The 17448-nt window shown below is 61.2% G+C and carries 18 protein-coding genes; 13 read left to right on the forward strand and 5 right to left on the reverse strand.

What is annotated here, in order from left to right:
• Positions 1-20: 20 nt before the first annotated feature.
• Together SIC17_RS12230 and SIC17_RS12235 are read right to left on the reverse strand one after the other, a co-directional pair.
• Positions 21-1151, reverse strand: coding sequence for a hypothetical protein (locus SIC17_RS12230; protein WP_412545538.1), 1131 nt, complete (start codon positions 1149-1151; stop codon positions 21-23).
• A 44-nt stretch (positions 1152-1195) separates the two neighbouring features.
• Positions 1196-1993: a helix-turn-helix domain-containing protein gene (locus SIC17_RS12235; RefSeq protein WP_412545539.1), complete on the reverse strand. Its 798-nt coding sequence runs from the start codon at positions 1991-1993 to the stop codon at positions 1196-1198.
• A gap of 120 nt (positions 1994-2113) precedes the next feature.
• Between SIC17_RS12235 and folP the strand changes: the two genes are divergently transcribed.
• Together folP and SIC17_RS12245 are read left to right on the forward strand one after the other, a co-directional pair.
• Complete coding sequence (gene folP / locus SIC17_RS12240) at positions 2114-2899, forward strand: dihydropteroate synthase (protein WP_412545540.1); 786 nt, start codon at positions 2114-2116, stop codon at positions 2897-2899.
• 56 nt (positions 2900-2955) lie between these two features.
• Positions 2956-3612 carry a glutathione S-transferase family protein gene (locus tag SIC17_RS12245; protein WP_291892311.1) on the forward strand — a complete coding sequence of 219 codons (657 nt, stop codon included), beginning with the start codon at positions 2956-2958 and terminating at the stop codon, positions 3610-3612.
• Here the strand turns inward: SIC17_RS12245 and SIC17_RS12250 are convergent.
• Positions 3609-4802, reverse strand: coding sequence for a M24 family metallopeptidase (locus tag SIC17_RS12250; protein ID WP_412546928.1), 1194 nt, complete (start codon positions 4800-4802; stop codon positions 3609-3611). The genes SIC17_RS12245 and SIC17_RS12250 overlap by 4 nt on opposite strands.
• Before the next feature lie 99 nt (positions 4803-4901).
• Positions 4902-5912: an RluA family pseudouridine synthase gene (locus tag SIC17_RS12255; protein ID WP_291892317.1), complete on the reverse strand. Its 1011-nt coding sequence runs from the start codon at positions 5910-5912 to the stop codon at positions 4902-4904.
• Positions 5913-5991: 79 nt separating this feature from the next.
• Here SIC17_RS12255 and SIC17_RS12260 point away from each other — a divergent pair, with 79 nt between their 5' ends.
• The 3 genes from SIC17_RS12260 to SIC17_RS12270 all read left to right on the forward strand — a co-directional run bounded on the left by SIC17_RS12260 (position 5992) and on the right by SIC17_RS12270 (position 9444).
• On the forward strand, positions 5992-7683 hold the full coding sequence (locus tag SIC17_RS12260; protein WP_412545541.1) for an alkaline phosphatase D family protein: 1692 nt from the start codon (positions 5992-5994) through the stop codon (positions 7681-7683).
• Positions 7684-8041: 358 nt separating this feature from the next.
• Entirely contained in the window at positions 8042-8524 is a 483-nt protein-coding gene (locus SIC17_RS12265) for a MarR family winged helix-turn-helix transcriptional regulator (RefSeq protein WP_412545542.1), read from the forward strand.
• Entirely contained in the window at positions 8524-9444 is a 921-nt protein-coding gene (locus tag SIC17_RS12270) for a S41 family peptidase (protein WP_412545543.1), read from the forward strand. Before SIC17_RS12265 ends, SIC17_RS12270 begins: the two co-directional genes overlap by 1 nt.
• Positions 9445-9518: 74 nt before the next feature.
• Here the strand turns inward: SIC17_RS12270 and folE are convergent, their stop codons facing one another.
• Positions 9519-10136, reverse strand: coding sequence for a GTP cyclohydrolase I FolE (gene folE, locus SIC17_RS12275; protein ID WP_412545544.1), 618 nt, complete (start codon positions 10134-10136; stop codon positions 9519-9521).
• 221 nt (positions 10137-10357) lie between these two features.
• On the opposite strand from folE, the gene cysS reads away from it, so the two are divergent.
• The 8 genes from cysS (at position 10358) to SIC17_RS12315 (ending at position 17442) form a co-directional block, all read left to right on the forward strand.
• Positions 10358-11743: a cysteine--tRNA ligase gene (gene cysS, locus SIC17_RS12280; protein WP_412545545.1), complete on the forward strand. Its 1386-nt coding sequence runs from the start codon at positions 10358-10360 to the stop codon at positions 11741-11743.
• Positions 11744-11746: 3 nt separating this feature from the next.
• A complete protein-coding gene (locus SIC17_RS12285) occupies positions 11747-12010 on the forward strand; it encodes a hypothetical protein (protein ID WP_291892335.1) in 264 nt (87 codons plus the stop codon).
• Between the two features lie 92 nt (positions 12011-12102).
• A complete protein-coding gene (locus SIC17_RS12290; protein WP_412545546.1) occupies positions 12103-12345 on the forward strand; it encodes a hypothetical protein in 243 nt (80 codons plus the stop codon).
• Positions 12346-12380: 35 nt separating this feature from the next.
• A complete protein-coding gene (locus SIC17_RS12295; protein WP_412545547.1) occupies positions 12381-12827 on the forward strand; it encodes an iron-sulfur cluster assembly scaffold protein in 447 nt (148 codons plus the stop codon).
• A gap of 160 nt (positions 12828-12987) precedes the next feature.
• Entirely contained in the window at positions 12988-13344 is a 357-nt protein-coding gene (yidD, locus tag SIC17_RS12300) for a membrane protein insertion efficiency factor YidD (protein WP_291892342.1), read from the forward strand.
• A complete protein-coding gene (thrS, locus tag SIC17_RS12305) occupies positions 13341-15272 on the forward strand; it encodes a threonine--tRNA ligase (RefSeq protein ID WP_291892344.1) in 1932 nt (643 codons plus the stop codon). The genes yidD and thrS overlap by 4 nt, the downstream gene beginning before the upstream one ends.
• Before the next feature lie 68 nt (positions 15273-15340).
• The gene (locus tag SIC17_RS12310) at positions 15341-16504 is read left to right on the forward strand and encodes an O-antigen ligase family protein (RefSeq protein ID WP_412545549.1); all 1164 of its coding nucleotides are present in this window, start codon (positions 15341-15343) and stop codon (positions 16502-16504) included.
• 59 nt (positions 16505-16563) lie between these two features.
• On the forward strand, positions 16564-17442 hold the full coding sequence (locus SIC17_RS12315; RefSeq protein WP_412545550.1) for a glycosyltransferase family 2 protein: 879 nt from the start codon (positions 16564-16566) through the stop codon (positions 17440-17442).
• Positions 17443-17448 lie beyond the last annotated feature (6 nt).

Genomic DNA, 17448 nt, shown 5'->3' on the forward strand with positions numbered 1-17448 from the left:
ATCGACCGGGGGTTTTTGTTTCAGTCTGTGTCGATACTGAGCCCGTCAAAACTGTCGAGCGAGGCGCTGACGCCCCAGCCACCAAAGGATTCCGAGACCGCCGCGGTTAGGACATTCTCGCCCCCCTGGAGACGCAATGGTACCCGGTCAACCCGCACGATCGTGCCCAGATGGCGATGATCACGCACCCGCCAGCCGGCATTGCCGGCAAAGATCTGCTCGCCATTGAGATAGAGCCGCACGCGGTCGCTATAACCAAAACTCAGCTCCCGCGTCATCGCCTCCTCGGCACTGAGCGTGACTTCCGCCAGTACGGTATTGGCGCCCTGGCTCGGCCCGGCAAGGCGAGAGAGATTGGCAATGCCATTGGGTTCGACCGCAAGGCGGGTGCGTTCGTCATCGAGTTCGGGCAGTGAATAGCCGGCATCGAGCAAGGCCTCGTCAAACGCCTCGGAAACCGCCCAGTTCCCGATCAGCGTGTCCGGCAGCGGATCGGTCTCGCGGCTCTCGCCGATCAAACGGTCCTGCGGCGTGACCGGGCGGATGGAGATATTGCTGAACCAGCTGCCGGTACCTTCAACCCAGAAGCGGTCGCTCATGTAGAAACCGATGGCGCCGCCACTGGTCTCACTGCCCAGATCCGCGATGTGCAGGAGCGGGGTCTCCATGTCGCCCACAAAGATATCCGCGGCATCGCCGATGGCCACGATGCGCACGCGGATCCATTCCCGCGCCGGCAGGTCCGTGGCCTGCGCTTCGTTCGGACCGGCATAGATCTGCCAACCGGCGATGCCGTTGAGCACCGGCAGATACTGCGCGGCGTCGGGCTGTCCGCTCTGGTGGGGGCGTACATAGAATTGTTCCAGCGCGTTCTCGTCAGCGGCGCGCCAGTTCACGCCAATGAAACCGCTCTCATCCGTCGAGGCATACTCATACTCCAGGACAAAATCCTGCAGATCCACATCGCGGCGCCAGGCCTGTGCGCGGGAAATATAAAGCGCCTCGCGACCCAGTGCCTGTTCGACACGAACCGCGCCGTTATCCGCGGCGGCGACCTGCCAGGTCTCGCCGTCATATTGCAGGGTGTCCTGCGCGATTGCGCTTGCGCCAAGGAGCAGGGCGCTGATCAGGCCGGTAGCCAGTTTTGACATGTGCTCGTCCTTTTAAAACTCACTGAAGGGCCGATCACTCTTGCCTAGGCGGTTGCAGGCGTATTGGACTTTTCCGACGCCGTGCGAAGTGTGTGAAGCCGCGCGGGAGAGACCCCCGTGAGCTTCTTGCAATCACGGATCAGGTGGGACTGGTCGCAATAACCGTTCGCGGCTGCCAGGTCCGCCCAGGCCGGGCTGGTGTTGGCATCGGCCAAGGCAATGGTCTCGGCCAGCCGGATCTGCTGCGCATAGCGCTTGGGCGTCAGGCCCAGCATGTCGTGAAAGCGGCGCTGTAGCTGGCGCTCGCTGACCTGCATGCGTCTCGCCAGTCCTGCCAGGGAAACCTGACCCTGGGAAGCGCGGATGTGGGACTGGCTGAAGGCGGCAAAAGTGTTCTCCCGCTCGCGGGAAAGCCGGTTGATGGCGTCAAGCCAGTGATGGCGGGCGAAAGCCTCGCTCTGGCCGATCAGGCGGTCAGCCAACGGGGCGAGGCGGTCTTGCAGTGCGTCAGGTGCATCATCAAACCGGTCCGTCCAGTCGCGTGGGTGCAGGCCCAGCGCCATGGCGCGCTCCGGCGACAGGGTGACGGCCAACAGGGTTTCTCCGGCGACTGGCTGGAACCAGCGTGCCTCGGTTGCCATGCCGAAGATTTCGACCCGGGAATAGCGCCCGGAATAACGCGCGACGATATTGATCTCGGCATTGGGCAGGACATAGTGCGGGGCATCATTGGCGACGGCGTGGGACCAGCAGCGCAGGATCTCGCCCGGCCCGAATTCATGCGCCACATAGCCGCGCAGGCGGTGTTCGTTCTGGAATGTCCAGCTTTCGCCGTCCGGCATAAGCTCAGCCCTCTTTCACAAGCACGCGGGCAATCGTATATCTGCGGACCCCTCACGTCGTATCAAAGCTTCGTCATGCCCCATTTTAAAGCCCGCCGAAAAACCGACCTTCCCTTTGTCATGGGCGTTTTGAACGTCACGCCGGACAGTTTTTCCGATGGCGGTGATTTTGTGGACCGGGCGGCGGCGGTCGAGCGCGGCCTGGAGATGCTGCGCAATGGCGCGGATGTGATCGATGTCGGTGGCGAGTCGACCCGGCCGGGGGCTGACCCGGTGCCGGAAGACGAGGAATTGCGCCGCGTTGTTCCGGTCATCAAGGCGCTACGCGAGCGCTCGGCTGCCCGCATTTCCATTGATTCTTTCAAGCCCGCAGTGGCCCGGGCCGCCGTCGAGGCGGGCGCCGATATCTGGAACGACGTCCGCGCCCTGCAGGAGCCTGGCGCGCTGGAGACGGCTGCAGAGCTCGGGGTGCCGGTCATCCTGATGCACATGTCCGGCAGCCCGAAAACCATGCAGGACAAGCCGCAATATGAAGACGTCGTCGGTGAGGTCTGTGATTTCCTGACCGAGCGTGCGGACCTGGCCATGGCGGCCGGTGTCACCGCCGACAGCATCTGGCTCGACCCGGGAATCGGCTTCGGCAAGACCCTGGACCACAACCTCGCGCTCATGCGAGATCTCGATCAGGTGATCCGGCTGGGCTACCCCGTCTTGTTCGGGGCTTCGCGCAAGCGTTTCATAGCGGCAATCGATGACGGGGCTCACGAGATGGAACGCCTGGGCGGCTCCTTGGCCGCTGCCATGCGTGCGGCCCAGGCCGGAGCCGCTATGGTGCGTGTGCATGATGTGCGCATGACCATGCAGGCGCTGAAGGTCCAGGCGGCGATCAAGCGCGGCAAGTCCTGACACAAGACTGTCAGCAGGGGCGGGCTAGAAGGTCTGCCCGCTGAAAGGGAAACAAGATGAGCTACACACTCCTGCGCGCCGAAGGGTTCGGTTCTGTCTGTATCGAGCTTGCCCTGGAACTGCTCGGACAGGCCTATGAGCGTGTCGAGGCGGATCCGCTTGGCAGCGAGGCGGACAAGGCGTGCATCCGTGAGATCAATCCGCTCGTCCAGATTCCTACGCTCAAACTGCCCGATGGCCGGATCATGACCGAGAGCGCGTCGATCCTGATCTATCTGGGCGATCTTGATGGCCAGTACACGCTGGCGCCGCGGCCCAATGACGTGGCCCGGGTGGAGTATCTGCGCTGGCTCGGCTTTCTCAGCGCGGGCCTCTATTCAACCTTCACCATCTCGGACGGGCCGGAACGTTTCCATCCCGATCCGGCAACCCATGACGTTTTGCTGGAACAGGCCAATGAGCGTCGCAAACAGTTGTGGATCGTTATGGAGGCAGCCTTTGCTGATAGCAAAGGGACGTTCCTGCTCGGAGACACGATGAGCCTGCTGGACATCTATGTCGCCATGATGAGCTATTGGTCGCCGCGCCGGGACTGGTTCGAGACCCATTGTCCGCGCCTGCTGGCTGCGGTGCGGGCGTGTGAGCAAAATCCGATTGTTCGTTCGGTTTTCGAGCGCAATTACACCGAAGACTTCAAACCTGTTCCGGCCTAGCCGAACGGGTCATCGATCGACTTGCTGGGTTGGGTAAACCAGCGCGGACCGTCTGCGGCCATGTAGAAATGGTCTTCCAGACGAATGCCGAACTCACCCGGCACGCAGATCATCGGCTCGTTGGAAAAACACATGCCGATATCCAGCGGTGTCCTGTCATTGCCCACCAGATAGGGCCCTTCATGAATGTCCAGGCCAATGCCATGGCCGGTGCGATGCGGCGTTCCCGGCAGCTGATAGCCCGGACCGAAGCCGCGGCGCTCGCCCTCTGCTCGGGCTGCATCATCGGCTGCTGAACAGGGCTGGCCCAGCTGGGCGGCATCAAAAGCCGCGAGCTGGCAGGCCTTTTCCACCTCCCAGACCCGGCGCTGCTGCGCCGTTGGTTCTCCAAACACATAGGAGCGGGTGATATCGGACTGATAGCCATGGATGGCACAGCCGGTATCGATCAGCACCATGTCACCGCTCTCCAGCGCCTTGGGCGTGGAGACGCCATGCGGGAAGGCGCTGTCCGGTCCGAACAGGACGATGCAGAAGGTCGAACCGTCCGGGGCACCGATCTTCTTGTGGGCGGCATGGATGAATTCGGTGACTTCCCGGGTCGTGATGCCCTCGCGCAGGATGCGCGCAGCGGCCTTGTGCACTTCCAGCGTGGCGGTCTTGGTCGCCTGCATCAGTGCCAGCTCGTTCTCCGACTTGCGGGAGCGCCCGAAAAGAATGACGTCGCCAGCATCAACCAGCTCTGCATCACAGGTCGCCTTGAGACCGGTGACCCGGAACAGTGGCATCGAGGGATCCAGCCCGACCTTGACACATCCCGCCAGCAGGCTGGCGGTGAGGGCATAGGGATCCTCATGCTCCTGCCAGCCCTCCAGCCGGGCTTCGACCGTCATGAAATCGCGGATCGTCCCGTCCTCAAAGGCCGGTCCGACATAGATGATATCGCCACTCGCAGGGATGACCGCGCCCATCAGGCGCTCGGTCTGATACCATTTGGTGCCGGTATAATAGGTCAGATTGCTGCCAGCATCGATATAGACGGCATCCAGGCCCGCGACTGACATGCGTGCCTGGAGAGCAGAGATGCGGTCCTTGTGTTCCTCGACCGGGATGGGCTGACAATGGCCGAGCATATTGTCCAGCCGGGCCAGCTCCGCCTCGGCCGTGGATCCGCCGACACCGCGTGTCATGGTCACTGTCATTGCGCACTCTCCCCATACGGTGTGTCACCGATTATTGGATCCAATCTCCACATCGGGCGATCAGATGCAAGGGGAGAGGCTAGCCGATCACAGTCGTTCCAGGAATTTTTCCAGCCGCTGCATGTCCTTGGGCATTTCGGCCTCGAAGCGCATCTGCTCGCCCGTCACCGGATGTTCAAAACCCAGTATGGCCGCGTGCAGGGCCTGGCGGCGGAATTCCTTGAGCTCGCGGCCATTGTCGCTGGAACCGATAATACCGCCGCGGCGGCTTCCATAAACCGGATCACCCAGCAGCGGACAGCCGATATGGGCCATGTGCACGCGGATCTGGTGCGTGCGTCCCGTCTCCAGGCGGCATTCCACCTTGGCCGCCAGGCCCGTGCCGATGGCGGCATTGGGGGCCTGACCGAAACGCGCGAGCGTCTGGTAATTGGTGATCGCGTGTTTGCCCGCCTCGCTGTGGGGATCGTGCGGCACCTCGAATTTCTTGCGATCCTTGGACGAGCGCACCAGCTGGGTCTCGATGCGTCCGGCCTTGGCCTTTGGCATGCCCTTGGTAAAGGCGATATAGGCGCGCTCGACCGAGTGTTTTGCAAACTGGTCGGTGAGGCCCTTGTGCGCCGCATCCGACTTGGCGACCACCATCACGCCGGACGTGTCCATGTCCAGCCGGTGGACGATACCCGGACGTTCCACGCCCCCGATGCCCGACAGTGAGCCTGCACAATGATAGAGCAGGCCATGCACCAGCGTGCCGGTCCAGTGGCCCGCTGCCGGGTGCACCGTCAGGCCGGAGGGTTTCATGATCACGATCAGATCCGCATCCTCGTGCAGGATGTTCAGATCCATCTTTTCCGGGATCGGCTTGTCCGGGCGCGGGGCCGGAATGGTCAGCGCATAGGTCGAGCCGGCCTGGACCTTGGCCGAAGGGTCTTTCAGCATTTGTCCGTCAACGCTCAGCCGTTCCTCCTCGATCAGCGCCTTGATGCGCGACCGGGAGAGCTCTTCCCAGCTGTTGGCCAGCCATCGATCCAGCCGCTGACCCTGGTGTTCGGCCTCGGCTTCGATCTCGCGGATTGTGTTTTCTGCATCGCTCATTGGAAAGCGACTAGCCTTGCTGTCGCTTGGGCGCAATATTTGCGGTCTAATAGATGCGTGATTTGTGCAGGGGGAAATGATGGAAAAGATCAAGCTGACGCGCCGTGGCGCACTTCTGGGCGCAGCCGGTGCCGGCCTCGCGGTTGGGGCCTGTTCCGAGCGCATTGATCGTTTCGAGCCGCCGACCGAGGGACATTTCCGCCACGGTGTGGCCTCCGGCGACCCTGACCAGACCAGCGTCATGCTGTGGACAGCGCTGAGCGATGATGGCGGTGGCTATCGCGGCGTGGAACTGGCCCGTGATGCGGAGTTTCAGGACATCATCTTCGAGCAGGGTGAGACGATCATGTATGTCGTGCCCCAGCCGCTGGGCACGCTGAAAATCTTGGCGGAGGGCCTGCTGCCGGGGATGACCTATTTCTACCGCTTCCGATTGAACGACGATTATTCGCCTGTCGGCGTGACGCGCACGCTTCCGGCGGGCGGTGTCGAGCAGTACCGGATTGGCGTCTTTTCGTGTTCCAACTTCCCGGCCGGACATTTCAACGTCTATCGCGAGGCCGCTGAAAACGGCGAACTCGACCTCGTTCTTCACCTGGGCGATTACATCTATGAATACCCGGCCGATGGCTATGCGTCCGCCAAGTCTGTCGAGCTCAATCGCGTGTCCGATCCGGTGCACGAAATCGTGGAGTATGCCGACTATGTGGCGCGCCACGCCCAGGCCAAGTCGGATCCCGATCTCCAGGCCCTGCATGCCGCCGCGCCCTGGATCATGGTCTGGGATGATCACGAGACTGCCAATGACAGTTATGCCACCGGGGCGGAAAACCATGATTCCAGCGAGGGCGACTGGTATGAGCGGCGCGATGCCGCCGTGCGGGCCTGGTATGACTGGACCCCGTCACGCGAGCCGGCAAACCTGATTGATCGCCGCGGCGTGTTCGAGATCGGCGATCTGGCGACGTTGTGCATGCTGGAAACCCGCCTGACCGCGCGTTCCGAAGTGATGGATTACGAGGATTTCCCGATCGATCCCAATTCGGAGATGACCGAGGAAAACCTGGCCATCGTCGCCAACTGGAAACGCGACGAGATCGGCGCCGATGATCGCGAGCTGATGGGCGCGCAGCAGATCGCCGACGTCCAGGCCGCCTGTGCGGCCTCGGTCCAGGCGGGCAAGCCGTGGCGTATCCTGGGCAATCAAGTGATCATGAGCCGGGTCAATTTCCCCGATTTCACCACTGAAATGCCGGGCTGGCTGCGCTGGGTGGCGACACGTGACAATGAATTTGCGCGGCGTTTCATCAATTCCACCCGTTTCGAGATCCCGTTCAATCTGGACATGTGGGACGGTTTCCCCGCCGAACGCGAGCGCCTGTTCGCGGCCCTGCGCGCGGTGGATGCCGACGTCATCACCGTCACCGGCGACGTGCATTCTTTCTGGACCAATGACCTGGCCGACAATGACGGCAATCGCGTGGGCACCGAGTTTGTCACTGCCTCCGTCACAAGCCCGTCGCCCTTCTCCAGCTTTGCAGCGCCGGGTGTGGACTATGGCGAGATGATGCGAGAGGCGAACCCGGCGGTCAGCCACTGCAACATGACCGATCACGGCTATATCCGCATGACCCTGACCCCCACGGTGATGGATGCGGAATATGTCAGCGTCTCCACCGTGCTCAAGCGCAATTATTCCGCAGCTGTGGAAAGCGCATGGCGTTTGACGCGTGATGGTGCTGGGGTGCCGGAGGTGGAGCGGGTTGGTTAGGGATTCTGCCCCTCATCACCGTCACCCCGATGAAGATCGGGGCCCAGTTCGACGGGCGCCGGTGTTTCAAGTGATGGTGCTTTCTGGAGCAGGACCCGGTTTTACGAACTGGGTCCCGGCCTCCGCCGGGATGACGGTTGTGGGGTGGGGTAAAGGCAGAAACTTTCAACCCGCCGTCATCACCCGGCTGTCTGCTTCGCAGCCACCGGGGGATGACGGAAGTATTGGGGGGGGCGCATTCCCCCGGACCTGTTCCGGGGCCTGGCCTGTGCCGGCGGAGGTGTGTCTGTCCCACTTGTAGTTCGGGAGTTGACATCAGCGTGGCCATTCCATAAGCATTTATATAAGGGCTTATGGAATGCTTATGACCCGCGTCAAACAAACCTTTGGAACCCAGGTTCGCCGCTTGCTGGAATTGCTCGATGGCGATGTCGTCAAATTCTATGAACAGGCCGGGCTGGACTATCGGCCGCGTTATACGCCGGTCATGCGCCTCTTGTTGCGCGAGGGGGCGATGACGGTGGGCGAGCTGGCGAACAGGTCCGGCCTGACCCAGCCGGCGGTCAGCCAGACCCTGCGCGAAATGAAAAAGGCGGATCTGGTCGTGGATGCGAAATCCGAGGATCGGCGCCAGCGCCGCATAGTGCTGAGTGCCCATGGCGAGAGCCTTCGCGAAACGCTGGAAGGCCAGTGGGCTGCGACGCGCGAGGCTGCCGCGAGCCTGGATGAAGGCCTGGCCTATCCGCTGTCCGACCTTCTGGCCGAGGCCATTGAGAGCCTGGAGGCCGACCCTTTCGCCGATCGTATCCGGCGTGCCCTGAAAACTGAGGAAGACAAGTGATGTTGAGTATGTTGATCGCGCTCGCCGCCAATCCTGTGTGCGAAACCCCGCTGGAACTGGCTGCCGAGCTGAGAGAAGTCGTCGCCGAGCAATATGTGATCCCGGAAGTCGGTGCGCGCGCCGCCGCGGCGATCACGGATGAATGGGTGATCGAAAACCTGGCCGCCGAGGAATTTGGCCGCGAGCTGACATTTCACCTGCGCGACGTGACAGGCGATCTCCACTTCATGTTCGACTTCTTTGATCCGGATGCGCCCGAGGAAGACTGGGAAGCGACCTGGGTCGCCAATGCCCCGGCCACGAATTTCGGTGTCCAGCGGGTCGAGGTGATGGAGGGCAATATCGGCTATCTGCGCCTGACCGGTTTCCACCATACCGACATCGCGGGTGAGACCTATCAGTCGGCCTTCCAGTTTCTCTCGCACTCCAGCGCGCTGATTATTGATGTGCGGGGCAATCCGGGCGGAGAGGGCGCTTCGGTGGATGCCGTGCGTCGGTATGTACTGGGCCGTGACGACTATCCGCGCCTGCAATTCGTCGATCGCCATGGCGTTGACCACTCAGAGGAATGGTTTGGCGAATTCGAGCCCCTGCACCTGCCGGTTCGGTATGGGGCGGACAAGCCGGTCTATATCCTGGTGGACGGGGACAGTTTCTCCGCTGCGGAAGCGCTGTCCTATGGCCTGCAGACGGACGGCCGCGCTGTGGTCGTGGGGGCGGCGACAGGCGGTGGTGCCAACCCGCCGGAGACTTTCGACCTGGTCTGCCAGGTCCGCGCCTGGCTGCCGACCAAACAGCCGATTGACCCCCGCACCGGCACGAACTGGGAAGGTGTTGGCGTGCAGCCGGATATCGAGGGCGGTGAAGACGCACTGGCCACGGCGGTTGTTGAGGCGCGCACGGCATTGGGCCTGGAATAGTCACGACGCTGATCCGGCACAAAAAAGGGCGGCTCGAAGGAGCCGCCCTTGTTTTTTGTGCAAGGCCGAAACCGCTACGCTTTTTCAACCAGGCGCAAGAAGCGGTTGCGCAGGTCGGCATCGGTCTTGAACTGACCGGTGAAGGTCGTCGTGATCGTGGAGACGTTGGAGTGGTGAACACCGCGTGTCGTCATGCACTGGTGTTTGGCGTCGACATAGACGGCCACGCCGAGCGGCTCCATGGCCTCGGTCAGGGCGTCCGCGATCTGCGCGGTCATGGTTTCCTGGGTCTGCAGGCGCTTGGCGAAAATCTCGACCACGCGGGCGATCTTGGAAATGCCGACAACAGCCTTGGTCGGCAGATAGGCGACATGTGCCACGCCCAGGATCGGCGCGATGTGGTGCTCGCAGTGAGACTCCACGTCGATATTGGTCAGCATGACGATGTCGTCATAACCCTGCACATCCTCGAACGTCTTGCCCAGGACAGCCGCCGGGTCGTCCTTGTAGCCGGAGAACCATTCCTCATACGCCTTGACGACGCGTTTCGGGGTTTCCACTAGACCCTCACGGTCCGGGTCATCACCAGCCCAGGAGAGAAGGGTGCGGACAGCTGCTTCCGCTTCTTCGCGGGTCGGTCGGGTTTTTTCTTGTGCAGTCATGCGGGCATCTTCAGGTGTCATGGCGTCCATTGTCATGGATCCTTTCGTTGACGGGTGGCAGGATTTATACGTCGCTACCGTAGTTCCGGTTTCCGGATCGGGGACGGGCACGTGACTTTTTGCAGTCCGGGCCTGAAATCCTCCGGTTTCGCATTTATATGCTTCAGGGTATGTAGGGCCTCTTGGCGGCAAATCCAATCTAATCGCCGCATGACGCCTATTTATTTTTTCAGTCCACGACAGGTTTTTCCATGACCGCGCTGACCTTGTACGACACGCTGAGCCGTCGCAAACGGCCCTTTGAACCGATCGATCCCGAGCGTGTGACCCTCTATGTCTGCGGTCCAACTGTTTATAATTACGCGCATATTGGCAATGCCCGTCCCGCTGTCGTTTTTGATGTTCTCGCCCGCGCCCTGCGCCATATCTATGGCGCGGACAAGGTGATCTATGCCCGCAACATCACCGATGTGGACGACAAGATCATCGCGTCCTCCAGGGAAACGGGTGAGCCGATCGAGGCGATCACGACACGTTATGCCGAGATCTATCGCCAGGATATGGGCTCTGTCGGCGTCGCGATGCCGGATATCGAGCCACACGCCACCCAGCATATCCCGCAAATGGTGGCGATGGCCGCCAAGCTGATCGAGGACGGCTTCGCCTATGAGGCGGAGGGACATGTCCTGTTTTCGGTGAATTCCTTTGATGGCTACGGCAAGCTCTCCCGCCGTTCACTGGACGACATGATCGCCGGCGCGCGGGTCGAGGTCGCACCCTACAAGAAGGATCCGGCGGACTTCGTGCTGTGGAAACCTGCGGCTGATGACGAGCCGGGCTGGGAGAGCCCCTGGGGTCGTGGTCGTCCGGGCTGGCACCTGGAGTGTTCTGCAATGACGGCGGAGCACCTGGGCGAAACCTTCGATATCCATGGTGGCGGTGTCGACCTGGTCTTCCCGCACCATGAAAACGAGATCGCGCAATCCGTCTGCGCCCATGGCGGCAAGGCCATGGCGAACTACTGGATCCACAATGGTTTCCTGACCATGGGCACCGACAAGATGTCGAAATCGCTGGGCAATGTTCAGCTCGTGCACGACCTGGTGAAGGAGCATCCGGGCGAGGTGCTGCGCTATGCGCTGCTGACCGCGCACTACCGGGCGCCGCTGACCTGGACGAGTGACCTCCTGGCCAAGACGCGCCGCTCGCTCGACCGGATCTATGGCGTCCTGCGTCGCCTGGCAGATGTGGAAGCGGCCGACGTCACCGCGCCCCAGGAATTCCTGGATCAGCTGTTTGATGATCTCAACACGCCCAAGGCCCTGTCCGTCCTGTTCCAGATCGCGTCCCGTGCCAACAAGGCCGAGACCGAGGAGGAGCGGGCCCGCGCCAAGGGGGAACTGCTGGCCGCCGGCGCCCTTCTGGGCCTTGGCCAGGGGGATCCGGATGCCTGGTTCGGCCTGACCGATATCGACCCGGCCGAACGCGAGCAGATCGATGGCCTCATCGCTGCCCGCAACCAGGCGCGCGCCGACAAGGACTGGGCACGGGCCGACGCGGTCCGCGACGAGCTCAACGCGCTCAACGTCCAGGTCGATGACGGCCCGGAAGGCTCGACCTGGCGGAAACAGGAGTAGGGCATGTCGCTTTGGGGTTTCAACGTCATGGTCCAGGCTGAGGACGCTGTGGGTGCCTGTTTCATCACCTTTGGCGTCATCGCCGGGGATGAGCAGCAGGCGGGCATGCTGGCCGCTGGTTCCGCGCAGGCGGAAGGCTATTGGTCGGTCGAGGTCGAGGAAGTCTGGACACCGGACGATCTCGACCCGGCCGATATCGGCGATATCGCCGAAGTCCTCGGTCGCACCGAGCCGGTCTATCTGGACGAGCAAGAGATCGCCGATTGATGCTGTCCGGGCATTTCGTCGCAAGCCTCAAAAAACGTTGGTCCTTTTAACGAACCAGTCTAGGTTCATTAGACGGTCTGAGGGATAATTTGATGACTGTCTTTGATGTCCTGCTCACCGGTGCCGATGACAAGGGCCGGTTCAATGCTATCTATCGCGTGATGTCCTTTGACGAGGACAGCGCTGTGACCCTGTCGCGGGCATCTGCAGCGCTGGCGGATTATGCCGTGCTGGATGCGAGTATTCAGGCGCGTGATCTGGCCCTGCCGGAAGGGTCCTTGGATTTTCCGCGTGTGCTCAGCCATGGCCAGCGGGAATATATCGCGCTGAACTGATAGCCACAGGCGATATCCTCGACTACATAGACCCCATGATCGACGATCTCTATTCCAGCGATGTTCTGCGGCTGGCCGCAAACATCGAGCACATCGGACGCCTTGATGCGCCGCACGCCCGCGTGCGCCGGGTGTCGCGCCTGTGCGGATCCGAGCTGGAACTCGATCTTGTGATTGATGGCGGTGTTGTTGCCGACCATGCGCTGCGGGTGAAGGCCTGCGCGCTGGGGCAGGCGTCCGCGGCGGTGCTCTCGGCCCATCTGCGTGGTGCCAGCCTAGACGACGTCACAGCGGCGCGTGACGGCTTGCTGGCGATGCTGAAATCGGATGGCCCGGTGCCCGAGGGGCGTTTTACCGAACTGGCTGCGCTGGACGGCGCACGTGAATACCCGGCCCGGCACCAGTCCGTGATGCTGGCTTTTGAAGCCGCCGTTGAAGCCTTAACAACAGCCACTGAAACAACCACCCGGTTGACTGGATAGGGCTGTTCGTCCCGGCCGTGCCGGCAGGGGGAGCGAACGGTCCGAAAAGACAAAATCATCACAGGAAAAACAGTGGCAAATCGCGCCCGAAACAGGTCTAGAGTGGACAGGGCGCACATCAGCGTTAAAAGGCTTGCATGACATGTGTTCGCACGAACGAATGAAGTCTGCCAAAGGGCCGCTGAGCTGGCTCATGATCGCCGCCTTGCGCGTCTATCAGCTGACGCTCTCGCCCGTGTTCTACGCGATCGGCATTCGTTGTCGACATGAGCCGACCTGTTCGGCCTATTCGATGCAGTCGATCCGGGAGCAGGGGGCATGGCGCGGGTTCTGGCTGACTTTTGGTCGGCTCGGCCGGTGTCGCCCTGGCGGCACGTTCGGCTTTGACCCGGCCCCCGTGGACCGAACCGCTTCACCCTGGTGGAAAGTCTGGGCCTTCCGGACGGACCTGCCAGATACGAGACCCGAGACGCTGTATTCGGCTGGCCACGCCGAGCATGAGGACAAAGAGAAATGATCAAGATCACGCTTCCCGACGGCTCTGTACGCGAGCTAGAAGATGGCGCCTCACCGCTGGATCTGGCCCTGGGGATTTCCAAATCCCTGGCCAAGGCAGCGCTGTTTGCCAAGGTCAATGGGCAAGATTGGGACCTGAAACGTCCTTTCGAGGGGGACAGCGACGTCGCGCTGATCACCAAGAAGGACGAGGTCGAGGCCCTCGAATTGGTACGTCACGATACGGCGCATATCCTGGCGCAGGCGGTTCAAGACTTGTATCCCGGAACGCAGGTCACCATCGGGCCGGCCATCGAGAATGGATTTTATTACGATTTCGCGCGCGAGGAGCCGTTTTCGACGGAAGACTTTGAAGCGATCGAAAAGCGGATGCGTGAAATCGTCGACGCGAACTTACCCTTCGAGCGCGAGGTCTGGGATCGTGATGAGGCAATTGCGAAGTTCAAGGAGATGGGCGAATCCTTCAAGGCCGAGCTGATCGAGGACCTGCCGGCCGGTGAGCCGATTACCATCTATCGTCAGGGCGAGTGGTTCGACCTGTGCCGCGGTCCCCACCTGCCGTCCACGGGCAAGATCGGCAAGGCGTTCAAACTGATGAAAGTGGCGGGCGCCTATTGGCGTGGTGACCATCGCAATGCCCAGCTGCAACGGATCTATGGCACGGCCTGGCTGGATGACAAACAACTCAAGGCTCACCTACACCGCCTTGAAGAGGCGGAAAAGCGTGATCATCGCCGCCTTGGAAAACAGATGGGTTTATTCCATTTCCAGGAAGAGGGGCCGGGTTCTATTTTCTGGCACCCGAATGGCTGGTCGCTGTTCCAATCTTTGATCTCCTACATGCGCAGGCGACAGGAAAACGCCGGCTATGTTGAAATCAACACGCCAGATTTGCTGGACTACTCCCTGTGGGAGACCTCTGGTCACGCCGAGAAATTCGGTGAGAACATGTACTCGACGGTTATGCCGGATGATCGGAAATATGCTCTTAAACCCATGAACTGCCCTGGTGGAGTTCAGGTGTATAACTTTGGTCAGCGTTCCTACCGAGAGCTGCCACTACGTATGGCGGAATTTGGCAAGGTGCATCGTTACGAACCGTCGGGAGCCTTGCACGGGATGATGCGCGTGCGACACTTCACGCAGGACGACGCACATATATTCTGTACACCTGAACAGCTGCAGGACGAGTGTCTGAAAGTCGTCGATCTGATCCTGGATATCTACAAAGATTTCGGCTTTGATGATGTTCGCATCAAATTCTCTGATCGCCCGGAAGCGCGCATCGGTGATGACGAGGTCTGGGACAAATCGGAAGCGGCACTCAAACATGCGCTCGAAGCGACGGGACTACCCTATGGTTACAATCCGGGTGAGGGCGCGTTTTATGGCCCGAAACTGGAATTTGTCCTGCGTGATGCGATCGGCCGTGACTGGCAGTGCGGAACGATCCAGGTGGACTTCAATCTTCCGGAACGATTTGACGTGACGTTTACGGGGGAGGATGGTGCAGATCATCGCCCGGTAATGCTCCACCGGGCACTCTTTGGATCGTTGGAACGCTTCACGGGCATTTTGATTGAGCATTATGCCGGCAAGCTGCCGTTCTGGCTGGCGCCGCGCCAGATCGTGGTTGCGACGATTACCTCGGACGCTGACGGGTATGCCGAGGAAGTCCGCCAGGCCATGTCCGACGCCGGACTGCGCGTGGAAACGGATCTGCGCAACGAGAAGATCAATTACAAGGTTCGCGAACACTCGGTCGGCAAGGTGCCGGTCATCGCGGTGGTTGGTCGCAAGGAAGCCGAGGAGGGCGCTGTCGCGCTGCGTTTCCTGGGCGAGGAAGGCCGAACGCAGGAAGTCATGTCCCTTGCGGACGCCATTGCCCAACTGGGCGACAAGGCCACCCCGCCGGATCTCAAGCGCTAGTCTGGTCTAGCTGAACGGCGAACCGTATGACACAGGACGAAGCCCGGGTCGGTATTGTTGGATGTGCCATGTTCATCCTGGCCTACCCGGCCGTCATGGCAGGGGGGCTGTTGATCGCACCGATCATGGCCCTGGCGGCCATGGCCATCACGCCATTGCGGCCTGCGTCCTGGCGTAGCGTCAACCGGAACTGGGTGGTGGTTCCGGCAGGGCTGTTTCTGGTCTGGGCGTCGTTGAGCTTCCTTTGGTCGTCGCATGATGACCCCCAGCAAATTCCGAAACTCCTGTTCGGCGTACCGCTATACGCGCTGTTCGCTTACCGGGTCGGGCAGCAGTCCGGCATCTGGCGTGCCCGTATTGAGGCGGCGCTGATCTTTTTCGCATTCGGTGCCTCGCTGTTCTTCTTCTTCGAGGCGATGACCGATGGCAGCGCGACGAAGGCCTTCAAGACAGGCGCCGAGGGCCTGAGCGGGGCAGCACACGACATACAGTTTGTCGTCAACCGCTCCCTGGGGCATGGCGTGGCCCCCTTGCTGCTCGTCGGCGGTCCCGCTGTCTTGCTGAGCTGGCAAAAGGGTGGGCCATTGCTTGGTGGTATCCTGGCAGCGCTGGTTCTGATGGCAGCCGCGAGTTTCGAGATGCAGGTCAACGCGGTTGCGCTCCTGGCTGGCACACTCGGAATGGCGTTCGCGTGGTTCTTCCCGCGCCAGACCGTCGCCATAACGCTGGGAGGGTTGGCCGGCGCGGTTCTGGCGATGCCTCTGGTCTTGCCTAACCTGATCGGGCTAATTCCTGAAGGTGCGCGCGAGGTTTTGCCCCTCTCGTGGGTCTGGCGCATCGAGATCTGGACCTTTGCTTCAGAAACGGTCTGGCAATCGCCCTGGTTTGGACACGGCCTTGATGCGTCAAGGAATTTCCAGGCTGATATTGAGATCCCCGGTTATGAAGTCAGTGCCCTGCCATTGCATCCTCACAATGCCGCGCTGCATGTCTGGCTGGAGACCGGATTGGTGGGTGCAGGGCTCCTCGCAATCGCGCTGATTGGTCTTGGTGAGCGACTGAACGCCGCGAAATCGCTCACCAAATTTCAGGCTATGGCAATCATCTGGGTGGTTTTAGTCTATGCAAGCCTGCTGCTTTTCTCTTATGGTGCGTGGCAGGAATGGCATCAGGGGGCAGTCGCACTGGCGGCTACGGCGGTTCTGCTGCTGCGCTCAGGGAAGTCAGTGTAATGGTCAGTGAACAGCGACTTAGCGTTGTTACCGTATCCTGGAGAACAGGCAAACGGCTTATGGATTCGGTCAGGTCCGTGCTGGCGGCGCCGAATGTGGACGAGTTTGTTCTGGTCAATCATGACAACCCGGTTGAGACGGTTGCCGAGCTTCGGGATCTTGCGGCGGAGAATCCGAAATTCACCCTGCTGGAAACCGGCGCCAATCTGGGCTTTGGCAAGGGCTGTAATCTCGGCGCAGAGGCCGCGACCGGCGATCTTCTGCTTTTCCTCAATCCGGATGCTGTCCTGGTTCCGTCAACGGCGGCCCGCCTCAAGGAGAGCGCGCGCCGAATGAACGGCGGCGACTGGATTATCGGAGGGCGTATCCTCAACAGTGATGGCACGGAACAGCGTGGCGCGCGTCGTGGTGAACTGACCCCGGTCAGCGCGGCCTCCAGTTTCATGGGCCTGGACCGGATTTCGGTCGGACCGCACTCCATTCACTGGGAAAAGGATCCTCTGCCAGAGGACATGATTGTCGTGCCTGCGGTTTCAGGCGCAGCGATGATGATGCGGCGCGATGTCTTCGAAAAAATAGGCGGCTTTGACGAGCGCTATTTCCTGCATGTTGAAGATATAGATCTTTGCCGAACGCTCAGGGAAATGGGCGGCCAGGTGTGGTTCGAGCCGGGTGCCGATATTCTGCACTATGGCGGAACCAGTGAAAGCAGCCCGTGGAAGGTCGAAACCCACAAGGCGTCTGGCTTTGTGAAATATTTCTGGAAATTCTACCCCGGGCCGCTGCAGCGCGCAGCGACATTGTTGCTCAGCGGGCCGATCTTCCTGGCAATCTGGGCGCGGGTGCTGTGGATGGATGTTCGCAGCAAGCTCGGTGGCCTGTTCGGCAGGTCCGCAAAGTCCACCGAGGGCGAGCACACCAACCAGGCTGCCGAATAGGGCGCC

Source organism: Maricaulis sp. MIT060901, assembly GCF_047123815.1.
In the GTDB taxonomy this organism is placed as follows: domain Bacteria; phylum Pseudomonadota; class Alphaproteobacteria; order Caulobacterales; family Maricaulaceae; genus Maricaulis.

What these genes read in the sequence shown, in the direction of transcription:
- SIC17_RS12295 (WP_412545547.1), top strand. Translation starts at nt 12,381, where the DNA reads ATGATCGACGATCTCTATTCCAGCGATGTTCTGCGGCTGGCCGCAAAC.
- SIC17_RS12270 (WP_412545543.1), top strand. Translation starts at nt 8,524, where the DNA reads ATGTTGAGTATGTTGATCGCGCTCGCCGCCAATCCTGTGTGCGAAACC.
- SIC17_RS12230 (WP_412545538.1), bottom strand. Translation starts at nt 1,151, where the DNA reads ATGTCAAAACTGGCTACCGGCCTGATCAGCGCCCTGCTCCTTGGCGCA.
- SIC17_RS12260 (WP_412545541.1), top strand. Translation starts at nt 5,992, where the DNA reads ATGGAAAAGATCAAGCTGACGCGCCGTGGCGCACTTCTGGGCGCAGCC.
- SIC17_RS12265 (WP_412545542.1), top strand. Translation starts at nt 8,042, where the DNA reads ATGCTTATGACCCGCGTCAAACAAACCTTTGGAACCCAGGTTCGCCGC.
- SIC17_RS12290 (WP_412545546.1), top strand. Translation starts at nt 12,103, where the DNA reads ATGACTGTCTTTGATGTCCTGCTCACCGGTGCCGATGACAAGGGCCGG.
- folE (WP_412545544.1), bottom strand. Translation starts at nt 10,136, where the DNA reads ATGGACGCCATGACACCTGAAGATGCCCGCATGACTGCACAAGAAAAA.
- SIC17_RS12315 (WP_412545550.1), top strand. Translation starts at nt 16,564, where the DNA reads ATGGATTCGGTCAGGTCCGTGCTGGCGGCGCCGAATGTGGACGAGTTT.
- thrS (WP_291892344.1), top strand. Translation starts at nt 13,341, where the DNA reads ATGATCAAGATCACGCTTCCCGACGGCTCTGTACGCGAGCTAGAAGAT.
- yidD (WP_291892342.1), top strand. Translation starts at nt 12,988, where the DNA reads ATGAAGTCTGCCAAAGGGCCGCTGAGCTGGCTCATGATCGCCGCCTTG.
- SIC17_RS12235 (WP_412545539.1), bottom strand. Translation starts at nt 1,993, where the DNA reads ATGCCGGACGGCGAAAGCTGGACATTCCAGAACGAACACCGCCTGCGC.
- SIC17_RS12245 (WP_291892311.1), top strand. Translation starts at nt 2,956, where the DNA reads ATGAGCTACACACTCCTGCGCGCCGAAGGGTTCGGTTCTGTCTGTATC.
- SIC17_RS12255 (WP_291892317.1), bottom strand. Translation starts at nt 5,912, where the DNA reads ATGAGCGATGCAGAAAACACAATCCGCGAGATCGAAGCCGAGGCCGAA.
- cysS (WP_412545545.1), top strand. Translation starts at nt 10,358, where the DNA reads ATGACCGCGCTGACCTTGTACGACACGCTGAGCCGTCGCAAACGGCCC.
- SIC17_RS12285 (WP_291892335.1), top strand. Translation starts at nt 11,747, where the DNA reads ATGTCGCTTTGGGGTTTCAACGTCATGGTCCAGGCTGAGGACGCTGTG.
- SIC17_RS12250 (WP_412546928.1), bottom strand. Translation starts at nt 4,802, where the DNA reads ATGACACGCGGTGTCGGCGGATCCACGGCCGAGGCGGAGCTGGCCCGG.
- SIC17_RS12310 (WP_412545549.1), top strand. Translation starts at nt 15,341, where the DNA reads ATGTTCATCCTGGCCTACCCGGCCGTCATGGCAGGGGGGCTGTTGATC.
- folP (WP_412545540.1), top strand. Translation starts at nt 2,114, where the DNA reads ATGGGCGTTTTGAACGTCACGCCGGACAGTTTTTCCGATGGCGGTGAT.